Origin of the sequence: Blastomonas fulva, from assembly GCF_003431825.1 — a bacterium.
GTDB lineage: Bacteria > Pseudomonadota > Alphaproteobacteria > Sphingomonadales > Sphingomonadaceae > Blastomonas > Blastomonas fulva.
This window is the reverse complement of record NZ_CP020083.1, coordinates 3,083,614-3,098,608: the sequence shown is the minus strand read 5'-3', so window position 1 is coordinate 3,098,608 and position 14,995 is coordinate 3,083,614. Positions and strand designations below refer to the sequence as shown.

Below are 14,995 nucleotides of genomic sequence, written 5' to 3'. Positions count from 1 at the left end.
AGACCATGACCATAGCCCATGACGAATCCGTTCTGATTGTCGATTTCGGCAGCCAGGTGACGCAGCTTATCGCACGCCGGGTGCGCGAGGCGGGGGTGTATAGCGAGATTGCCCCGTTCAGCAGCGCGGAAGCGGCATTTCACCGGATGAAGCCCAAGGGGATTATCCTCTCGGGTGGTCCGGCATCGGTGACCGAAGAAGGCAGCCCGCGCGCTCCGGAAGCGATCCTGCAATCGGGCCTGCCGATCTTGGGGATCTGCTATGGCCAGCAGACGATGACCCAGCAATTGGGCGGCATGGTCGAAGGTGGCGGCGAGAAGGGCGGCGAATTCGGTCGCGCGTTCATCGAGATCACCGACCGCTGCCGGTTGTTCGACGGGCTGTGGAAGGAAGGCGAGGCGCATCAGGTGTGGATGAGCCATGGCGACAAGGTAACTGCGCTCGCCCCCGGCTTCCGTGCAGTCGCATCTTCCCCCGGCGCGCCGTTCGCGGTAATCGCCGATGACGAGCGTTGCTTCTACGCGATGCAGTTCCACCCCGAGGTTGTCCACACCCCCGATGGCGGCAAGCTGATCGCCAACTTCGTCCGGCATGTTTGCGGCTGCCGGGGCGACTGGTCGATGGCCGAGTTCAAGGCCGCCAAGATCGCCGAGATCCGCGAGCAGGTCGGCAAGTCGCGCGTGATCTGCGGTCTTTCGGGCGGAGTCGACAGCGCGGTGGCTGCGGTGCTGATCCACGAGGCGATCGGTGACCAATTGACCTGCGTGTTCGTCGATCACGGGCTGATGCGGCTGGGCGAGGCCGACCAGGTCGTCAGCCTGTTCAAGGGGCATTACAACATCCCGCTGGTGCACGTGCAGGCCGAAGCATTATTCATGGGAGGCCTCGCCGGGGTCACTGATCCTGAACTCAAGCGCAAGTTCATCGGCAAGACCTTTATCGATGTGTTCGAGTCCGAAGCCCGCAAGATCGGCGGCGCGGAGTTCCTGGCGCAGGGCACACTGTACCCCGATGTCATCGAAAGCGTCTCGTTCACCGGCGGGCCGTCTGTAACGATCAAGAGCCACCACAATGTCGGCGGATTGCCCGAACGCATGAACATGAAGCTGGTCGAACCCTTGCGCGAGCTGTTCAAGGACGAGGTCCGTGCCCTGGGCCGCGAGCTTGGCCTGCCCGACGTGTTCGTCGGTCGCCATCCGTTCCCTGGCCCCGGTCTTGCGATCCGCATCCCTGGTGAGGTCACGCGTGAGCGCTGCGACATCCTGCGCAAGGCCGATGCGGTCTATCTCGACGAGATCCGCAACGCCGGGCTGTATGACGCGATCTGGCAGGCGTTTGCGGTTCTGCTGCCGGTCAAGACCGTGGGTGTGATGGGCGATGGCCGCACCTATGACAACGTCTGCGCGCTGCGCGCCGTGACCAGCACCGACGGCATGACCGCAGACATCTATCCGTTCGACTCAAGCTTCCTGCAGCGCACCGCGACGCGGATCATCAACGAGGTCAAGGGCATCAACCGCGTGGTCTACGACTACACGTCAAAGCCGCCCGGCACGATCGAGTGGGAATGAGGCGAGGGCTCGGCCGCATTCCAGCCGGTTAACCTTCACCTTCGGCGGCGGCCGAAGTCGCGCGCGAGGTCGACAAACGCCTTGAACGCCGCAGACGGGTTGCGCCGGTTCGGGTAATAGAGGCTCAAGGGTGCGAGCGGCGGTGTCCAGTCTTCGAGCACACGGATCACCCGCTGCTCAGCGATATCCTCGCGGACGTCGGATTCCATGAAGAACCCGAGGCCGACATCTTCCAGCACCGCGATCCGCGCAAGACTCGCCTCGTCCAGCGCGATGCGACCGGTCACGTCGATCTGCACCGTTTCGCCCTGGCTCTCAAAATGCCAGCGATAGAACGAACCATTGGGAAGCCTCACCCGGATGCACGCATGGCCGAGCAGATCGGCAGGGACCAGCGGGGTACCATAAGCGCGCAGATAGCCCGGGGTGGCGACCACGGCGTGGCGCTGGGGCGGGCCCAGCGGGATCGCGATCATGTCGCTGGGGACAAGGTTGGCATTGCGCAGGCCGAAATCGAACCCGTCGGCGACGATGTCGACCATCCGCCCTTCGGTTACCAGATCGACATGCACCTGCGGATGTTCGCGGAGAAAGCGCAGGACCAGCGGCGCGAGGACCTCGCGCGCAGCCGTGGCGAAGGCATTGATCCGCAATGTCCCTGAAGGTGTCACCTGCTGCGAGCTGGCAATGTCCATCGCCTCGCGAATGTCCTGGAGCGCAGGGGATACCTGCTCGACAAAACCGCGGCCTGCCTGGGTGAGCGACACGCTGCGGGTGGTGCGGTTGAACAGCCGGACGCCGAGCTGACGTTCGAGCTTGGCCACGGCGTTGCTCAGCGCGGTGGTCGACATGTCCAGATCAAGCGCAGCCCCGCGGAAGGAGCCGCAGCGCGCAACCGCAAGAATGCAATCGAGCTCAACGAGATTGTGCCGGATCATTGTCCTGTTTTCCGCAATGTCACGTCCAGGTTTATCCCGATTATCAGATCAAAGGTCCATCGCTAAATTGCAGACACAACCCAGCGGCTAGAAGCCGCCTGAACATGGCTGCACGAGATGGAGACCCCATATGGCAATCGACCTGCCCGAGAGCATTTCCAGATATTTTGCCGCCGACCGCGAGCGGGACGCCGAAGCTGTCGTCCAATGCTTTGCACCGAATGCCACCGTCCGCGATGAGGGAAGAACCCATGTCGGCCGTGATGCCATCCGAAACTGGAAGCAGGATACCGCAAGCGCCTTCAGCTACACCGTCGAGCCTTTTTCGGTGACCCGGGAAGGTGATCGCATCGTGGTCACCAGCCATCTTGCCGGAAACTTCCCCGGCAGTCCGGTCGATCTGCGCTACCTGTTCGCCATCAGCGGAGAGCAGATCACCGCGCTGGAGATCACGCCATGAACGCGGGATCGCAGGGTATCGGTCCAGACGCGGGCGGGGGGCGGTTCATCGACCTCACCGGCAAGCGGGCCTTGATCACCTCGGGCACACGCGGCGCGGGCGCCGCAACGGTCGCGCTGTTCTGCGAGCTTGGCGCCGAGGTGCTGACCACCGCCCGCACCCGGCCAGACTATTGGAACGATGTTCCGTTCTTTGCCAGCGACCTCACACACGCGGACGGCTGCGCCGCGCTCGCGGCGGAAGTCCACGAACGCATGGGCGGTGCCGACATCATCGTTCACATGCTGGGTGGCTCGTCCGCGCCGGCCGGTGGGTTCGAAGCGCTGAGCGATGCTATCTGGGCAAGCGAGATCGATCTCAACCTGATGCCAGCGGTGCGGCTTGATCGCGCTCTGGTCCCGGGGATGGTCAGCCGCGGGCAGGGCGTCGTGGTCCATGTGACCTCGATCCAGAGCCGGTTGCCCTTGCCCGAGGCGACCACGGCCTATGCCGCAGCCAAGGCGGCGCTCTCGACCTACAGCAAGAGCCTCTCCAGACAGGTGTCGCCGCATGGGGTGCGAGTGGTGAGGGTGTCGCCGGGCTGGATCGAGACCGAAGCGTCGATCGACCTTGCAACGCGGCTCGCGAAGCAGGCCGCAGGCGACATCGAGCAAGGCCGCAGGATGATCATGGATTCGCTGGGCGGCATTCCCATCGGACGGCCGTCGACCCCAGCGGAAGTGGCAAGCCTGATCGCTTTTCTGGTATCGGACCGCGCGGGCAGCATCACCGGAACCGAACATGTCATCGACGGCGGCACCATACCGACCGTCTGAGCAAGATCAGCGCAAGCGCTTGACGAACAGCCCGCCGTTCTCGCGGCGCTCGGTGGTGAACTGCGGCGAAGCTTCGAACATGTCGAGCAGACGTGGGAAACCATGGTTGCGGACGTCGAAGCTGGACCGGTTGCCCGCGATCTTGCCGACTTCGCTGAGCGACGCAAAGCCGCGCTCGTCGCGCTTGCTGGCCTGATAGGCATCGATCAGCAGCTGGATCACGTCCTCGTCGATGCTTGCGCCGCCTGCAGCGGGCTTGGGGTCCGGCTTGGCGCTGCTCCTGGCGGCAGCGGCGTTGTCGGCTTTCTTCTCAGCACCCTGCACCTTGATCAGCGCGTTCACATCGATAAACCGGGTGCAGGCCTGCTTGAACGCTTCGGGCGTCTTGTCGCCGCCAAAGCCATATACGGGCAGGCCGTCCTGGCGGATGCGCTGGGCGAGCGGCATGAAATCGCTGTCCGAACTCATGATACCGAAACCGTTGACCCGGCCCCGGAACAGCAGGTCCATCGCATCGATCGTCATCTTCATGTCGGTGGCGTTCTTGCCCTTGGTCAGGTCGAACTGCTGCTGGGGCTCGATGCCGAACTTGTGGACGATATCCGCCCAGCCCTTGAGCGCGGGCTTGCGCCAGTTGGCGTAGGCGCGGCGAATGTTCACCGTGCCCAGTTCCGCCAGCACGGTCAGCACCGGATCGATCCCGGAAGGGCTGGCATTGTCCGCGTCGATCAGCAGGGCGATGTTAGGGGGCGTTTCCTTGGTCATTCCCGAAAATGGCGCTTCGGCGGGTCAAAAGCAATCGTCATGGCACCAGCCATTCGCCCCGCCATTGGCCGTCAGGCGCGCGGTGAAACAGCGCGCGGCGGTGTCCGGTGTGCGCGAGATGGAGGAATTCGATCGTGTCGATCTGTGCCATCAGCAGCGCGAAATTGGCGCGCCCGGGGGCGACCTCGTCGTCATCCTCTGGCTTGCGGCCCTCGATCTCTGCGGGCAGCCCTGAGACCGGCACGTCGGATACCGTGCCCGGAGCCGGATCGGCGAGATAGCAGCGCCTGGCAAACAGCGTCGCTTCACCCCAGGCCTGATCGGCTGCGGCAGTATCGGTTTCTATCCGCGCCACGCCCGACAGGCGGAACTGGCGCTTGGCTGCGGGATCATAGCCCAGGATCGAGACCGGGCTGCCATCGCCGATCTGATCGACCTTGGCCGCGCGGGAATCGGTATGAAAGCGCAACGTCGCCGACGCCCGGTCGAAGGCGCGCAGCACCATCACCCGCTGGCTCGGAACGCCGTCCCCGGTGATCGTCGCGACGACAGGGGTATGCATCGGGGCGCGGCGGTCCTTGGCGGCGCGGCCCAGCCGCTGCCAGACATCGGCCAGCACGGCGTCGAGATCATCGGGCAGGTCGAGAAGGCTTTGAGATGTCATGGATTCCCCGCTTTGGACTGGCCGTCATCGCGCAGCCTCGGGCATAAGTGTGGGCAGGCGGGCGCTTTTACCAGTGGAAGTGCGCGGGGGCCTGCGCTAAAGCGCCAGTCATGAACGAAGTCACGCCCATCGAGAGCCCCGAAGGCCGTCCCGCCCGCGTCCGCAAGCCGGACTGGATCCGCGTTCGCGCACCCACCAGCAAGGGTTTCAACGAAACCCGCAAGCTGATGCGCGACCTCAACCTCAACACCGTGTGTGAAGAGGCGGCGTGCCCCAACATCGGCGAGTGCTGGACCAAGAAACACGCCACGGTGATGATCCTGGGCGATGTGTGCACCCGCGCCTGCGCTTTCTGCAACGTCAAGACCGGCATGCCGCGCATGGTCGACACCAAGGAACCCCAGCACGTCGCAGATGCGGCAGCGCAAATGGGGCTCGAGCATATCGTCATCACCTCGGTCGATCGCGACGACCTTGCCGATGGCGGCGCGAGCCAGTTCGTCAAGGTGATCGAGGCGCTGCGGCGGACCACGCCAAAGACGACGATCGAGATCCTGACCCCCGATTTCCGTAACAAGCACGAAGCCGCGGTCGAGGCGATCGTCACCGCCCGGCCCGATGTGTACAACCACAATCTGGAAACCGTGCCCCGGCTCTATCCCACCATCCGTCCCGGCGCGCGCTATTACGCCTCGCTCCGGCTGCTCGAGATGGTCAAAAGGCTCGATCCGTCGATCTTCACCAAGTCGGGCATCATGCTCGGCCTGGGCGAAGAACGGCTCGAGGTGCACCAGGTGATGGACGACATGCGCTCTGCCGATGTCGATTTCCTGACCATGGGCCAGTATCTGCAGCCCACGCCGCGCCACACCAAGGTCATCGATTTCGTGACCCCCAAGGCATTCGATGCCTATGCGGCAATCGCGCGTGCCAAGGGCTTTTTGCAGGTCGCATCCAGCCCGCTGACCCGGTCGAGCTATCATGCCGGCGAGGACTTTGCCCAGATGCGCGCCGCGCGCGAGGCAAAGCTGGCACGGCAGGCGGCACGGTAAGAGGCCCCGGATGCCATCGCACCGCGAGACCCGGCATCTGCCCTGGAGTCACGAGCAGATGTATCATCTGGTCGCCGACGTGGCGCGCTATGCCGAGTTTCTGCCCTGGGTGATCGCAACCCGGGTCAAATCGGACAGCGACACCGAGATGGTGGCCGACATGGTGGTCGGCTTCAAGCAATTGCGCGAGAAGTTCACCTCGCTGGTGCGCAAGGTGCCCGGTGAGCGGATCGAGGTCGAATATCTCGACGGCCCGCTCAAGAACCTCGAAAACATCTGGCAGTTCGCCAGCGACGGCAAGGGCGGGTGCACCGTCGACTTCTACGTGTCGTTCACCTTCAAGAACCGGCTGTTCGAAACGCTGGCCGGCCAGTATTTCGACCGCGCCTTCCGCAAGATGGTCAGCGCGTTCGAAACCCGCGCCGAAGAGCTTTACGGCAACAGCAGTTCGAGCGCAGCCATCGTCGCTTCCTGACGGATCTCCGCGCGGCTGAGCGTGGGATCGAAATTCTTCTGCTCGGCGGTGATGTCGTTCTCGCTCTGGCCGCGCAGCGCGCAGGCGAACACCACGGTGCCCACAGGTTTGCTCTCGGTGCCGCCACCGGGCCCGGCCACGCCGGTGATCGCCACCGCAACATCCGCATCCGAATGCTTCAGCGCGCCGCGCGCCATCGCCCAGGCGACGGCGGGCGAGACCGCGCCGAAGGTGTCGATCAGCTCGGCACTGACCCCGAGCGATTCGATCTTGGCATCGTTGGAATAGGTCACGAAGCCGCGATCGAGCACATCCGAGCTGCCGGGAATTTCAGTGATCGCCGCGCACACCAGTCCGCCGGTGCAGCTTTCCGCCAGTACGATCCGGCGGCCGGCGGCGATATTTTCGGTCACCACCCGCTCGGCAAGATCCATCAGCAGCGATGGCAGCAGGCCTTTCACTTCGCGGAATCCTTGCACAGGGTGAAGGGGTTCTTGCTGGGCTCGCCAGGCTTTTTCGAGGTCTCGTCCAGCTTCATCAGCGCGATCAGCAACTTGCCCATGTTCTCGGGCGGCAGCGGCTCGAGCGCGCTGTAGAATTCCTCCACCGCGTTGCAATTTTCTGGCTTGATCTCCTGCTCGACCAGCGCGGTGATCGCCGCGGTGAGCAGCGGACGGAAGATCTGCGGATCGCTCCCCGGCGGCAAGGGCAGTTCCACCGCTGCCAGGAAGGCGCGTCCGGCCACCGGCCATGCCCTGTCAGCGGCAGGCTGATAGACCTGGCTGATCTTGGTGGACGAGCGGGTGAGGGCAGACGCTGCTGGCAGATGCGGCAGGCAGGCCCGGCGCGCGCTCGACAGCGCATCGGGCAAAGCCGCCACCGCGAGCGACTGTGCCTGGCTGTTTGAGAGGCACGCGGCAGTTTGCGCAGCAGCGGTCTGGGCGGCCAGCGCCCCGGCCATGGCCAGCACCGCTACGGATCGGGTCATCAGTGTCGTTCGTGTCATGTCTGTTGTCCTGTCAGGGTTGTCCGGCAACCATCACGCTGGCCGCTGCCTGCGCGGCGATGCCTTCGCCGCGACCGGTGAAGCCCAGGCGTTCGGTCGTTGTCGCCTTGACTCCCACCTGATCCGGTCGGAGCGCAAGAATGGTGGCGATGCGTTGCTGAATGGAAGCTTTGTGCGGGCCGATTTTCGGTTCCTCGCAGATTATGGTGAGGTCGATATTGGCGATCTGCCCGCCCTTGGCGCGGACCCGCGATGCCGCATGCGCCAGGAACTGCGCCGAATCCGCACCGCGCCATTGCGGGTCGCTGGGCGGAAAATGCTCGCCGATATCGCCCAGCGCCATGGCACCGAGCAGCGCATCGGTGATTGCATGCAGCGCGACATCGGCATCGCTGTGGCCGGCAAGTCCCCGATCATGCTCGATTTTTACGCCGCCCAGCCACAGTTCCTCGCCGCTCGCCAGCCGATGCACGTCATAGCCGATGCCGGTGCGGACCATCATCGCGGCAGGCGCTGGAGCAGGCTGGTGTGACACGGCAAAGTCCTCGGAAAAGGTGATCTTGGTCAACGCCTCGTCGCCTTCGACCAGCGCGACGGCAAGGTCGTGAGCGCGGGCGATCTGGCTGTCGTCGGTGGCGGCGCGATCGGACGACCAGGCGAGGTGCGCGGCCAGGATCGCGTCAAAGTGGAATGCCTGGGGGGTCTGGATCCGCCACAGATGCGCGCGATCGACCGCCTGCTCGATGACGCCATCGGCGCCGCGCGCGATGCTGTCGACCACGGGCAGCACCGGCACCGCGCCGGGATTGGCGTCCAGCGCGGCATTCAACCGGTCCAGAACATCATGCGAGAGGGAAGGGCGGGCGGCGTCGTGGATGAACACCCGGTCCGTCCCACCCTGCGCAGCAAGCGCCAGCAGGCCCAGCCGCACCGAGTCGCTGCGTTCGGCGCCTCCGGTGACCAGCACGATGCCGTCCAGCCCGGCCAGCGCGGCCTTGGCCGACGCAGTTTGGCCTTCACCGATCACGACAACGATGCGCGGCGCAGCGTCCCAGCTGGCAAAAGCCTCAACGCTGTGGCGGAGCAGGGGCTTGCCACGATACTCGGCAAACTGCTTGGGCACATCGCCGCCAGCGCGCAGGCCCTTGCCCGCAGCCACGATCAGCGCGGCGGTGCGGGAGGTGTCGCTCGAAAGGCTCGGTTTTGCATCGGACATCGGGCGCGGGGCATAAACCAAGTGCTGCTTGCCCGCCAGCCGCTTTGCGATTATGGGGCTGCCTAAATATTAGGCACGCACCATCATGACCCATATCCCCGCCCTTAAGCCGATCCAGATCGGCCCCTTGCAGATCGACGAGCCGGTGCTGCTTGCGCCGATGACCGGCGTCACCGACATGCCGTTCCGCACCTTGGTGCGGCGCTATGGCTCGGGGCTCAACGTCACCGAGATGATCGCCAGCGAGGCGATGATCCGTGAGACGCGCCAGTCGCTGCAGAAAGCCGCCTGGCACGCGGTCGAGGAACCGGTGTCGATGCAGCTCGCCGGATGCGGTCCGAAGCAGATGGCCGAAGCCGCCAAGCTCAACGAGGACCGCGGCGCTGCGATCATCGACATCAACATGGGCTGCCCGGTGAAGAAGGTGGTCAACGGCGATGCGGGCTCGGCGCTGATGCGCGACCTGCCGCTGGCCGCCGCTCTGATCGAGGCGACGGTAAAGGCGGTCAAGGTGCCGGTGACGGTCAAGATGCGCATGGGCTGGTGCCATGACAGCCTCAACGCGCCGGAGCTTGCGCGGATTGCCGAGGATCTGGGCGCGAAGATGATCACCGTCCACGGCCGCACCCGCAACCAGATGTACAAGGGCTCGGCCGACTGGGCATTCGTTGCGAAGGTCAAGGCAGCGGTGAAGCTTCCGGTGATCGTCAACGGCGACATCTGCAGCATCGAGGATGCGCGCACCGCGCTGGAGCAGAGCGGCGCCGATGGCGTCATGATCGGACGCGGCGCCTATGGCAAGCCATGGCTGCTGGGGCAGGTGATGCATGCGCTGCGCACCGGCGAGACGCTGCCCGACCCGGATCTGGACGAGCAGTACCGCGTGATCATCGAGCATTATCACGCGATGCTTGAGCACTATGGCAGCGACACCGGCGTCAAGATGGCCCGCAAGCATCTGGGCTGGTACACCAAGGGGTTGCCGGGATCTGCCGAGCTGCGCAACAAGATGAACCAGATCGACAATCCCGATGTCGTGACAGCGATGCTGGGTGAGTTCTACCGGCCCTGGCTGCGTCAAGCCGCCGCCTGATGGTGGCCAGCGCTGCCATCGCGCCGGATGCGGCGGCCCAGCTGCAGAGCCTGCCGATGGCTGTGGTCATGCTGCACGCCGACCGCACGATCGCAGCAGCCAATGCGGCGGCGGAAAACCTGCTCGAGCAAAGCGCACGCCGGCTGATCGGTCGGCATCTGTCGGAGTTCCTGCGCTTCGACGATGCGCGGATCGGGCTCGCGCTCGACCAGCCCGACACCAATCTGGCCGCGCACGGCATGCGGGTGCAGATCGGCCGCAACAGCGTGCGCGAGGTCGATATCTCGCTCAGCCCGGTGGCCGAAGGGTGGCAGCTGCTGGTGCTCAACGAATCCGGCGCGGGATCACCGCTGTTCGACAGCGAGCCCGCCGCCGAGGGCTTTGCGGTGCGCGGACCCGATATTCTGGCGCATGAGATCAAGAACCCGCTCGCCGCGATCAAGGGTGCAGCGCAGCTGATCGAACGACAGCTCGATGGTCCGGGTAGACGGCTTTCGGGACTGATCACCGCAGAGGTGGACCGCATCGCCCTGCTGATCGACCAGATGCAATCGCTTACCCGGCGCACTGCCGCGCCGGTGCGGCCCTGCAACATCTATGAGCCGCTGAGCCGGGTACGCGAGATCGTGGAGACCGCGCACCCCGACACCGTACGCTTCGTCGAGCAGTTCGACCCCTCGATACCGCCGGTGCTGGCCGATGCCGACAATCTGGTGCAGGTGCTGCTCAACCTCATCACCAACGCCCGCGAGGCGATGGAGGGGCAGGACGATGCCTGCATCACCCTGACCACCAAGTTCGTCAGCGGCGTGCGGCTGCGGCTCTCGCGCGGCGACGATCGCTATATCCGGCTTCCGGTCGAGGTGCGGGTCAGCGACAACGGCCCGGGGATCGATGCGGACATCGCCGAGGACATCTTCTCGCCCTTCGTCACCAGCAAGAAGACCGGGCAGGGGCTGGGCCTCGCTTTGGTTCAGAAGCTGGTGCGCGACATGAACGGGCGCATCGTGCACGAACGTGACGCGCAGCAGGGGCTCACCAATTTCCGGCTGTTCCTGCCGCTTGCCACCCTGGGGAACTGATCATTATGGCCAAATCGGTTTTGCTGGTGGAGGACGATCGCTCGATCAGCCAGGTGATCACCGCCGCGCTGGAGGCCGAAGGCTGCGCCGTCGATCATTGCACCTCGATCGCACGGCGCAACACGCTCATCGCCGACAAGCGCTATGCCGCGATCCTCACCGATGTGATGCTAGAGGACGGCGATGGCATCGCGACGCTGGGCGTGGTGCTCGAACGCCATCCAGATACGCCGGTGATCGTGCTTTCGGCGCAGAACACGCTCGATACCGCGGTACGCGCAAGCGAGGCGGGTGCTTACGAATATTTCCCCAAGCCCTTCGATCTGGATGAACTGATCCGCGCCGTACTTCAGGCGATCGCGCGCAGCGGCGATTCCGGCGGCATCATGGACGCAGACCCTGCCGATAGCGGGCTGCCGCTCGTCGGGCGCAGCGCGCCGATGCAGACGGTCTACCGCATGATCACCCGGGTGCTGCGCAATGACCTGTCGGTGCTCATCCTGGGCGAATCCGGCACCGGCAAGGAACTGGTGGCAGAGGCGATCCATCAGCTGGGCCACCGCAAGCAGGGCCCGTTCGTCGCGGTCAACATGGCCGCGATTCCTGCCGAACTGATCGAGTCAGAGCTGTTCGGCCATGAAAAGGGCGCGTTCACCGGGGCCGTCACGCAGTCGATCGGCAAGTTCGAGCAGGCCCATGGCGGCACGCTGTTTCTCGACGAAATCGGCGACATGCCGATGCAGGCGCAAACGCGGCTGCTGCGCACGCTGCAGACCGGGCGGATCACCCGCGTCGGCGGCCATCGCGAGATCGAGCTCGACGTGCGGTTTCTGGCGGCGACCAATAAGCCGTTCGGGCCGCTGATCGAGGCCGGGCTGTTCCGTGAGGATCTGTATTACCGCATCAACGTGGTGCCGATCGAGCTTCCGCCGCTGCGTGAGCGGCTGAGCGACATCCCCGCGCTGGTGGAGCATTTCCTGGCGCTTGCGGTGCAGGAGGGCCTGCCTCGGCGGATCTTCGACGATAGCGCAATCGCCGCGATGCAGCGCCGCAACTGGCGCGGCAACGTCCGCGAGCTTCGTAATCTGGTGTTCCGCGCCGTCATCATGAGCCGCGACGACCTGATCACCGCCGAGGCATTGGGGAGCATTTTCGACGAACCGGCGCTCGGCGGCGAACCCCGGCGCGAAGAGAGCGACTTCGATCAGGCTGTCAGCCGCTTCCTGCTCACCGAACGGCCCGAACATGGCGCGGTGTATGATCGCGCGCTCGCGGCGTTCGAAATCCCGCTGCTGCAGTCGATCATGCGCCAGTGCGACGGCAACCAGGTCAAGGCGGCCGCGATGCTGGGGATCAACCGCAACACGCTGCGGAAGAAGCTGGTCGAACACCGCCTGACAAACCTCTGATAGCCCCGGCAGCGGACCCTGCGTCGAAGCGGGTGCGTTATGCGGTGATATTCTGCAACACTTAAGTAAAATGCCTTGTATTCTGGCAACGCACCTGTTGTAAACTCACCACTATGCTTGCGTCTTCCGCACTGCCCCAGCCCAGGAAAAGCCGGTTTGCGCGCCGCTTTGCCGTCATGATGCGCAAGGGCAGCCTGTTTCCGGTGCTTGAGGTCGGCTGCGTGCTGCTGTTGATCACGATGATCGGCTTCTCGATCTGGTTGGTCGGTAGCTACCAGGGCCGCCAGGCGATGGTGCCTGCTCCGGTGACCGCCACCCTGCTGGTCGGCAATCTGGTGCCCGCCATGGCGCTGCTCGCACTTATCGGCAGGCGCGTTGCGATCAGCCGCGCGGGTGTCAGCGGCGAGCAGGGGACAGGCCGCCTGCACGTGCGGTTCGTCGCGTTGTTCTCGCTGATCTCCTCGATCCCGATGCTGCTGGTCGTGGTGATCACCTCGCTATTGTTCCAATATGGCGTCGAGTTCTGGTTCTCAGACCGCGCGCGCGGGATGCTGGAAAACGCCAACGATCTGGCGCGCGGCTATTATGAGGAGGGACGCCGCGACGTCTCTGCCGAGACTGTCGCGATGGCGAGCGATCTGCGCGAATATCTGCAGCAGACCCGGATCGACAGCCCCGAGTTCGCCGAGGCCTATATCTTCCAGGTTGTCGGCCGCAAGATGAACGAATCCGCCATTGTCGAGATCGGCGATGACGGGGTGATCCGCACCGCCGCGATCGTCGACCCCGACAACCGCACCTCGTCGGACCGGGTCACACCGGATATCGTGCGGCAGCTGGAGGCGGGCGAAACCGCGGTGGTATCCGCCGAAGCCGACCGCATCGAAGTGGTTACGCCACTCGACAAGAAGGCGAGGGTGTACCTGTATGTCGCGCGCGCCTCCAACCAGCTGGCGCTGAGCCAGTGGGAGCGGGCGCAGACGGTCCTGTCCGACTACAAGGCCCTGTTCTCCCGATCGCAGAACCTGCAGGTCCAGTTCAATATCGCGCTGTTCGTGGTTTCTCTGCTGCTGGTCGCGGTCGCCTTGTGGGCTGCGCTCAAGTTCGCCGACCGAATGGTGCGGCCGCTGACCGACATGGCCAGCGCCGCGCGCGACATCAGCACCGGCAATTTCGCAACGAGGGTGGACACCGCCAACCGCACGGACGAGGTCGGCGTGCTGGGCCGGGCATTCAACCGCATGGCGAGTCGCCTCTCCGAGCAGACATCCGCGCTGATCCGCGCCAACAGCCAGCTCGACGACCGCCGCGCCTTTACCGAGGCGGTGCTCGAGTCCGTCAGCGCCGGCGTGATTTCGGTCGATCCCATGGGCATGGTGCGGCTGATGAACAGCACCGCGCAGCGGCTGTTGCTGATCGACGCCGAGCAGTGCCTGGGCTGCACGCTGTCGAGCATCGCGCCGCCCTTTGCGCGGCTGGTGGGCGACGGCACCGAGAAGGCGGTGATCCAGTATTCGCGCGGAACCGATCTGCTGACATTGGCGGTGCGCACCGTGCGCGAGCCTTATGGCCTGGTGATCACCTTTGAGGATATCACCCAGCAGCTGGTCGACCAGCGACAGGCAGCGTGGTCGGACGTCGCCCGGCGGATCGCGCACGAGATCAAGAACCCGCTGACCCCGATTCAGCTTGCCGCCGAGCGGCTCAAGCGGCGCTATGGCAAGAAGGTCAGCGAGGACGACCCGACCTTCGGCCAGCTCACCGACACGATCGTGCGACAGGTGGGCGATCTGCGCAACATGGTCGACGAATTCTCGTCCTTTGCGCGGATGCCCAAGCCGGTGTTCCGCGAGGAGAATTTCTTCGACCTCGTGCGGCAGGCAATCTTCCTGCAGGAAGTCGCGCATCCCGCCATTCGCTTTGCGGCCGAAGGCGTGCACGAGGGCAGCGACCTGCATTGCGACCGACGCCAGATCGGCCAAGCTGTGACAAACATTCTCAAGAATGCCGTGGAAGCCATTGAGGCCAAGGCACAGGCGGACGAGGTCTATCAGGGCAGCGTCACCGCCACCGTCTCGCGCCATGCACAGTATCTGGTGCTGACGCTGGACGACAACGGCATCGGCCTTCCCGCAGACCGCGACCGCATCGTCGAGCCCTATATGACCACGCGCGAGAAGGGGACCGGGCTTGGCCTCGCGATCGTCAAGAAGATCGTCGAGGAGCATTTCGGCGACCTCGCCTTTGAATCGAACGACGTCGGCGGGACGCGCGTCATCATCCGGCTCGATACCGATCTGCTGCTCGCCAGCGCCGGACAGGATGCAGCCAACGCCGCGCCTGTCATCCGGCACAGCAGCGCAGACCGGGCATCGCGCACCGGCGCGACCGCGGACCGCCGCCACAACGAACTGAGCCGCACGGCACAGGATGAGGAAAGCAACTGATC

At 64.8% G+C, this 14,995-nt stretch carries 15 protein-coding genes; 9 read left to right on the top strand and 6 right to left on the bottom strand.

The window, feature by feature from the left end:
- Nucleotides 1-5: 5 nt before the first annotated feature.
- Entirely contained in the window at nucleotides 6-1,571 is a 1,566-nt protein-coding gene (gene guaA, locus B5J99_RS14770) for a glutamine-hydrolyzing GMP synthase (protein WP_117352815.1), read from the top strand.
- Between the two features lie 35 nt (nucleotides 1,572-1,606).
- Here the strand turns inward: guaA and B5J99_RS14765 are convergent, their stop codons facing one another.
- The gene (locus tag B5J99_RS14765; protein WP_117352814.1) at nucleotides 1,607-2,509 is read right to left on the bottom strand and encodes a LysR family transcriptional regulator; all 903 of its coding nucleotides are present in this window, start codon (nucleotides 2,507-2,509) and stop codon (nucleotides 1,607-1,609) included.
- A 130-nt stretch (nucleotides 2,510-2,639) separates the two neighbouring features.
- Between B5J99_RS14765 and B5J99_RS14760 the strand changes: the two genes are divergently transcribed.
- Together B5J99_RS14760 and B5J99_RS14755 are read left to right on the top strand one after the other, a co-directional pair.
- Nucleotides 2,640-2,969, top strand: coding sequence for a nuclear transport factor 2 family protein (locus B5J99_RS14760; RefSeq protein WP_117352813.1), 330 nt, complete (start codon nucleotides 2,640-2,642; stop codon nucleotides 2,967-2,969).
- Complete coding sequence (locus B5J99_RS14755; protein WP_117352812.1) at nucleotides 2,966-3,784, top strand: SDR family oxidoreductase; 819 nt, start codon at nucleotides 2,966-2,968, stop codon at nucleotides 3,782-3,784. Before B5J99_RS14760 ends, B5J99_RS14755 begins: the two co-directional genes overlap by 4 nt.
- 6 nt (nucleotides 3,785-3,790) lie before the next feature.
- On the opposite strand, the gene B5J99_RS14750 is transcribed toward B5J99_RS14755, so the two are convergent.
- Nucleotides 3,791-4,549, bottom strand: coding sequence for an NYN domain-containing protein (locus tag B5J99_RS14750; RefSeq protein WP_054134899.1), 759 nt, complete (start codon nucleotides 4,547-4,549; stop codon nucleotides 3,791-3,793).
- A gap of 37 nt (nucleotides 4,550-4,586) precedes the next feature.
- A complete protein-coding gene (locus tag B5J99_RS14745; protein ID WP_117352811.1) occupies nucleotides 4,587-5,213 on the bottom strand; it encodes a pyridoxamine 5'-phosphate oxidase family protein in 627 nt (208 codons plus the stop codon).
- A gap of 110 nt (nucleotides 5,214-5,323) precedes the next feature.
- Between B5J99_RS14745 and lipA the strand changes: the two genes are divergently transcribed.
- Nucleotides 5,324-6,265: a lipoyl synthase gene (gene lipA / locus B5J99_RS14740; protein ID WP_054134901.1), complete on the top strand. Its 942-nt coding sequence runs from the start codon at nucleotides 5,324-5,326 to the stop codon at nucleotides 6,263-6,265.
- A gap of 10 nt (nucleotides 6,266-6,275) precedes the next feature.
- The gene (locus tag B5J99_RS14735; protein ID WP_054134902.1) at nucleotides 6,276-6,740 is read left to right on the top strand and encodes a type II toxin-antitoxin system RatA family toxin; all 465 of its coding nucleotides are present in this window, start codon (nucleotides 6,276-6,278) and stop codon (nucleotides 6,738-6,740) included.
- Here B5J99_RS14735 and B5J99_RS14730 read toward each other — a convergent pair.
- The 3 genes from B5J99_RS14730 to B5J99_RS14720 are packed head-to-tail and all read right to left on the bottom strand — an operon-like array spanning nucleotide 6,698 to nucleotide 8,962.
- Nucleotides 6,698-7,201 (bottom strand): CinA family protein, encoded by a 504-nt coding sequence (locus tag B5J99_RS14730; protein ID WP_245991645.1) that lies wholly within the window; start codon nucleotides 7,199-7,201, stop codon nucleotides 6,698-6,700. The genes B5J99_RS14735 and B5J99_RS14730 overlap by 43 nt on opposite strands.
- Nucleotides 7,198-7,746: a hypothetical protein gene (locus B5J99_RS14725; RefSeq protein WP_162892623.1), complete on the bottom strand. Its 549-nt coding sequence runs from the start codon at nucleotides 7,744-7,746 to the stop codon at nucleotides 7,198-7,200. The genes B5J99_RS14730 and B5J99_RS14725 overlap by 4 nt, the downstream gene beginning before the upstream one ends.
- A 13-nt stretch (nucleotides 7,747-7,759) precedes the next feature.
- Nucleotides 7,760-8,962 carry a bifunctional 2-C-methyl-D-erythritol 4-phosphate cytidylyltransferase/2-C-methyl-D-erythritol 2,4-cyclodiphosphate synthase gene (locus B5J99_RS14720; RefSeq protein WP_117352809.1) on the bottom strand — a complete coding sequence of 401 codons (1,203 nt, stop codon included), beginning with the start codon at nucleotides 8,960-8,962 and terminating at the stop codon, nucleotides 7,760-7,762.
- Between the two features lie 94 nt (nucleotides 8,963-9,056).
- On the opposite strand from B5J99_RS14720, the gene dusB reads away from it, so the two are divergent.
- From dusB to B5J99_RS14700, 4 genes are all read left to right on the top strand, one after another.
- Nucleotides 9,057-10,055: a tRNA dihydrouridine synthase DusB gene (dusB, locus tag B5J99_RS14715; protein ID WP_425456493.1), complete on the top strand. Its 999-nt coding sequence runs from the start codon at nucleotides 9,057-9,059 to the stop codon at nucleotides 10,053-10,055.
- Nucleotides 10,055-11,137, top strand: a complete 1,083-nt coding sequence (locus tag B5J99_RS14710) for a two-component system sensor histidine kinase NtrB (protein WP_054134906.1) — start codon at nucleotides 10,055-10,057, stop codon at nucleotides 11,135-11,137. Before dusB ends, B5J99_RS14710 begins: the two co-directional genes overlap by 1 nt.
- 5 nt (nucleotides 11,138-11,142) lie before the next feature.
- Complete coding sequence (locus tag B5J99_RS14705; protein WP_117352807.1) at nucleotides 11,143-12,546, top strand: sigma-54-dependent transcriptional regulator; 1,404 nt, start codon at nucleotides 11,143-11,145, stop codon at nucleotides 12,544-12,546.
- 113 nt (nucleotides 12,547-12,659) lie between these two features.
- Nucleotides 12,660-14,993, top strand: a complete 2,334-nt coding sequence (locus tag B5J99_RS14700; RefSeq protein WP_117352806.1) for a sensor histidine kinase — start codon at nucleotides 12,660-12,662, stop codon at nucleotides 14,991-14,993.
- Nucleotides 14,994-14,995 lie beyond the last annotated feature (2 nt).